Source organism: Streptococcus pseudopneumoniae (assembly GCF_001068775.1).
GTDB lineage: Bacteria > Bacillota > Bacilli > Lactobacillales > Streptococcaceae > Streptococcus > Streptococcus pseudopneumoniae_N.
The window spans coordinates 1-5,690 of sequence record NZ_JWAJ01000076.1 but is presented as its reverse complement, the minus strand read 5'-3'; the positions used below and the strand labels follow the sequence as shown (position 1 = coordinate 5,690).

The following is a 5,690-nucleotide window of genomic DNA, read 5'->3' as shown; positions in this document are numbered from 1 at the left end:
TGGTAATTCACTGTTTGGTACTTTACCTTTACCGTCTTCACCGATTGTAACAGTGATTGGGTGGTCTTTATCTTTACCTGGAATTTCTACCTTAGTTCCTGGTGGGAATTGTGAGCCATCTGGTTTCTTCGGTGTTACTGTTACGTCTCCAGTCTTAGGATCTTGTTCAACATCTAGTGTTGGTGTCTTATGTGCTGGTGTTGTTACATCTACTGGTTTTGATGGGTTCTTATTAGGTTCTGTTACTTTTCCTTTTCCTGGGATATCTTTCTTAGGAAGATTGTCATTTGGTACTTCACCTGAACCATTGTCGCCAATCGTAACAGTGATTGTAATTGGGTTTCCATCTTTATCTTCACCAGGGATTTCTACCTTAGTTCCTGATGGGTATGGGTTTCCATCTTGTTTCTTAGGCGTTACTACTGCATCACCATTTGGTTTTTGATTAATTTCAATCGCAACTGGTTGTTCTGTTGTTGGAGCATCTGGTGTTATCTTACTTGGTGTTTCAACTGGAACTTCTTCCGTTGGTTTACCTGGTTCTGTAATCTTACCTGTTCCTGGGACTTTACCTTCTGGTAATTCACTGTTTGGTACGTTACCTTTACCGTCTTCACCGATTGTAACTGTGATTGGGTGATCCTTATCTTTACCTGGAATTTCTACCTTAGTTCCTGGTGGGAATGTTGAGCCATCTGGTTTCTTCGGTGTTACTGTTACGTCACCTGTCTTAGGATCTTGATCCAACTCTAGTTTTGGTGTCTTATGTGCTGGTGTTGTTACATCTACTGGTTTTGATGGGTTCTTATTAGGTTCTGTTACTGTTCCTGTTCCTGGGACAGCTTTCTTAGGAAGGTTGTCATTTGGTACTTCACCTGATCCATTATCACCAATTGTTACTGTGATTGGGTGATCCTTATCTTTACCTGGGATTTCTACCTTAGTTCCTGGTGGATATGTTGATCCATCTGGTTTCTTAGGCGTTACAATCGCATCTCCATTTGGTTGTTGAGTAATTTCGATTGTAGGAGTTTGAGTTGTTGGTGTCTTAGGATCTGTTCCATTTGTGATTTCTTCCTCATCTGGAATTCCATCGTTATCATCATCTGGATCAGTAACATCTGGAATACCATCTCCATCTGTATCACGTTGAATTGTAACTGGAACTTCCACTACAACTTCTTCATCACCATTCTTCACTTTAACTGGGATTGTAACTTTACGTTCTTCTTCTTTTGGTCCCCAATCTGTTACGGTTGGTGTTCCAGTTAAGTTACCATCACCATCTACTGTTAAACCATTGACTGGTGTTTCTGTAGTGATTGTTGAACCTGGTTTATTTGGTGTCACAACTTTTGTTGGCGGTACTGGTGCTTTTTCTTTCACTTTTCCTGGATCTGTGACTGTACCTGTTAATTTATCAGCTACTTTTGGAGTTGCATCTTCTGTATCTGGAATTCCATCGTTATCATCATCTGGATCCTTAACATCTGGAATGCCGTCTCCATCTGTATCACGTTGAATTGTAACTGGAACTTCCACTACAACTTCTTCATCACCATTCTTCACTTTAACTGGGATTGTAACTTTACGTTCTTCTTCTTTTGGTCCCCAATCTGTTACGGTTGGTGTTCCAGTTAAGTTACCATCTCCATCTACTGTTAAACCATTTACTGGTGTTTCTGTAGTGATTGTTGAACCTGGTTTATTTGGTGTCACAACTTTTGTTGGTGTAGTTTTTTCTTTTTCCGTAACTGGTGCTGGTGGTATAACCTCAGCTACTAATCTTCCTTTAGCCGTTCCTTTAGCTACTGGACTTGCAAGAACTACATTATTCTCAATTGTCTTAGATACTTTTGCAGTTACTTCTGTTTTATCTGCAACTTCAGCATCAGAAATTGTTACAACACCTGCTGGGGTTACTGACACTTTATCAGCTGACTTACCATTTACTGTCCAATTATTTCCTGATTTTGTAACTGTAACAGTCTCTGGTGTAGTCTTACCTGTTGGTGTATAAGTAAGTGTAATAGTGTCTACATCTTGTGGCGTTGTGCTATTTGGGAGTGTTGGTGGTGTAATTGTCACACTACCGTTCTCGTTAGCCACTACACTAGGTGCTGTTGGTGTTACTGCAAATACTACCTGACGTTTGATTTCTGCTGGTGCAAATGTTCTTCTAGTCGTGCTAGTAGCATCTGTAAAAGAATCTTTCCCTTGTGGGAATATTGCTGTTGCAAATCGAGTGTACTTCCCTGAATTATCTAGGGTAGTTCCACCATCCAGACTATTTCCTTGCTTCCATGTCCACGTCATACCACTTGGTAAATAATTATTTACACGATCTGCTTTATCTTCACTATCTACTACTTTTAGATAGTTATGCGCATCAATATTTTTACCACTGTTTGCTACATTTAATGTTGAACCTACTGGTACTTTTGCTATACCATTTTCTAAATTTTTCGATTCAATATCAACCACACGATACTTGAATTTCAAATCACGGCTATCTGTAGCACTACTTCCTTCTACATGTAGAGTTGATTCATGTATTCCTAAAGTTTCAGTGTTCAATACAGTACCTGAAGACAAACGAGTTGCATATGGAGTTGCTTCAGTTTTTCCTGTTTGAGATGCAAAGGTAGATGAGGTTACTCCTTTTGGAAGCCCATCTTTAACTTCTACTTTAGAAATGATACCAGAATTATCCCACACTTTCAATTCAGGGTTAAATTCAGCACCGCGATAAACTGTAAAGATTGGTGAATTGGCTGTTTCTGTTAATGTAACACCATTTAAAGTAGCTTGTGGTTTTTGAACATCTTTTGCAATTGCTTTTGCTGGATCTGAATCAGTACTATCTCCATTCTTCGTAACTACTGTTACTTCTGTTCCGTCTTTTACTTTATTTTCCGGAATCGTGATTTCCCCAGTATTTGGATTGATTTGTACTTCTGGAGTATTTACTGTCCAGTTTCCTTTCGGATCTTTCTTTCCTTCAGCTGTTTTGGGTTGATTATCTTCTCCTATATAGCTTACAGTAATCTTATCTGCTTTTGTTGGATCTTGTGGTTTACCTGTAACATCACCATTATCCTTAGCTGTTGCTACTGGTTTAGCTGGTTTAGAGAATTTCGCTGTTGCTTTTGCTGGATCTGAATCCGCACCATTTCCATTCTTCGTAATTACTGTTACTTCTGTTCCGTCTTTTACTTTATTTTCCGGAATCGTGATTTCCCCAGTATTTGGATTGATTTGTACTTCTGGAGTATTTACTGTCCAGTTTCCTTTCGGATCTTTCTTTCCTTCAGCTGTTTTTTGCTTGTTATCTTCCCCTGTATAGCTTACAGTAATCTTATCTACTTTCGTTGAGTCTTGCGGTTTTGCAGTTACATCCCCATTATCTTTAGCTGTTGCTACTGGTGTTTGTGGTTTATCATCTATAACATGTACCGCCGCATCTACAAGAAACGTGCCACGTTGTGGTATTACTACTTCTACCGTACCATGAACAGGTTTTCCTGGCTCAGTGACTTTCGATACATCAGGATCTTTAAACCAACGATAAGTTGTACCTTTTGGCAATTTATTGGTATTTCCAATACTCTTAATAGCATCTGGAACAACTCCTACTTTAGTAGTTTGCTCTTTAGATACTGGTTGGAAATTGAAATTAGTTGCTTCTTCCGGTCTCAATGGCAACGTACCGATGATGGCGTTTTGTCCTTCTTTATACCGATCTCTTCCTCCCAATGTATACCCTCCATAGGCAAGATACGGATCATTAGCTAGACGTGATTTGATCTCTGATAACATCGGGTTGCTTTTATCTTTTTTACCCCAATCCGACATAATACTTTGATCCAAGTCATCACCTTCTAAAACTTTTGTTTTGAAAGTCATAATTGTACGGTTCCCAGCAGTCACGTTCATTTTATCCTCGATAACTCCACGAACAAGATTGTATTCAAGACCGCCTTTCTTGATACCTAACATATCCAGAACTCGAGGGAATGCATCTTCATTAGGCTCTGTACCATCTCCACTATTTTTACGATAAATATTCTTCTTCCATGAATTTGATGGTTCTATATAATCCATCCAAGCATCTGCATTTTCAGCATAAGTTGATCCAGAACGTTTCTCTCCATCTTTCACATAAGCACGGAATACAGGGTGGTCATACTCCCACGCTGAAGCAGTAGGATATGTTTTATAAGATTCCTGTTTACCGTTTTTAATTTGGGTATAAGTAAAATCATACGGATCTCCAACCGTACGCGGAATTGCAAGTGAGATTTTTTTAGACAATCCTGCCTGCGCATTTGCCGCTGGACCTGAGTCTACAATCCAGTAATAATACTTGCTACCATTTTCTTCAATACGCATCTCACGATACACACGAATGTTATCATAAGCTTGATTAGCTTTTCCTTTACTTACGAAAGCATACTGCTTCGTATCTGGTGAAAATACATCGCGGTGTGAGTAATCAATCATAGGATTTTCAGTCCAACCAACACCGAAGTCTGTGTCTTTTGTTGCACGAACAATACTCGTTCCACGACCAACTACTTTCCCATCTTTAGTTACTACAGCTGTGACTTCCGCACCTTCCACCATTAGGTTAGGATCAACGTCAACAGTAAAGTATCCATTAGATTGCGACTTCGTTTTATATTTTTGTCCTCCTACTGTGATTTCCACATCAGATTCCGCTGCTGTATATCCATCAACTTGTTTAATATAGGCCAGGCTATCATTGAAGGAAACTGTATGTCCTTCGCTTACAACTTCAGTAGCGACAGTTGTGCCATTCACTACCAATGTAACTGTATCTCCAACTTTAATCCCAGGAGCATTTAACTTGAACTGTCCTGAATCATCAAGCGTTGAAGTTACCAACGTCTGGCCATTTTTCTTAATTTGAATTGTTGAAGATGGTGTCGCATAACCTGTAATAAATCCAGAATCTGCTACAACGATTCCTAATTGTCCACGTTTTGTATCTTTATCTATTGGTACAGATCTTAGACCTGTTCCTTCACCCATACTTTGACCATTACGTGGATCATGAGAACCTGAAGTCAAACGATTACGTGCAATCATAACAGAACTTTCGTTACGTTTGATGACACGATTCATATCCTCAACATCACGAAGGCTGACTTCTACACCACCAAATACAGACTTAGCTACGGCAACTTGGGCAATAGCTTTTTCCAAGATTTCACGTGTCAAGTCATTCTCTGGTGTTTGGGCGATAGTCTGCTCCAAACGATCAATAGATAATTTGAGACTAGCTTTAGCTTTCTCCAGTTGCTCAGCATTAGTATTTTCTGAAGTTTCCTCAGACTTAGCTGAAATTTCTGAAGTTGGCTTCGCTACTTCTGGCTTGATTTCCGGAGTTACATCCTGTGCACTTCTATCGTTTTTCTCCTCTTCTTTGACTTTAGGAGTTTCCACTGCTCGTAGTTGGTCCAAAACATTGGTCAAGCGAGCTACCAAGGCATCCACTTCTTCTTGACTCACTTTTGAACCAGCGAGAGTCTGTTCAGCCTTAACAAGTTCTTCCTTAGCAGTAACCAAAAGATCTGTATTAGCAGCTTCCTTGACGTGGATCCGGTCTTTGATCTGTGCCACAAGCTGACTTGCAGTAGCTGTATCCACTTTTACAGAACTAGCAG

Annotated in this window: 1 protein-coding gene; it reads right to left on the bottom strand. The window is 39.7% G+C overall.

Annotation, left to right across the window (positions count from 1 at the left end; genetic code table 11):
- Nucleotides 1-5,690, bottom strand: a 5,690-nt coding sequence (locus ADF68_RS11080; RefSeq protein ID WP_049548552.1) for a sialoglycan-binding domain-containing protein, incomplete at both ends; no start/stop codon positions are given.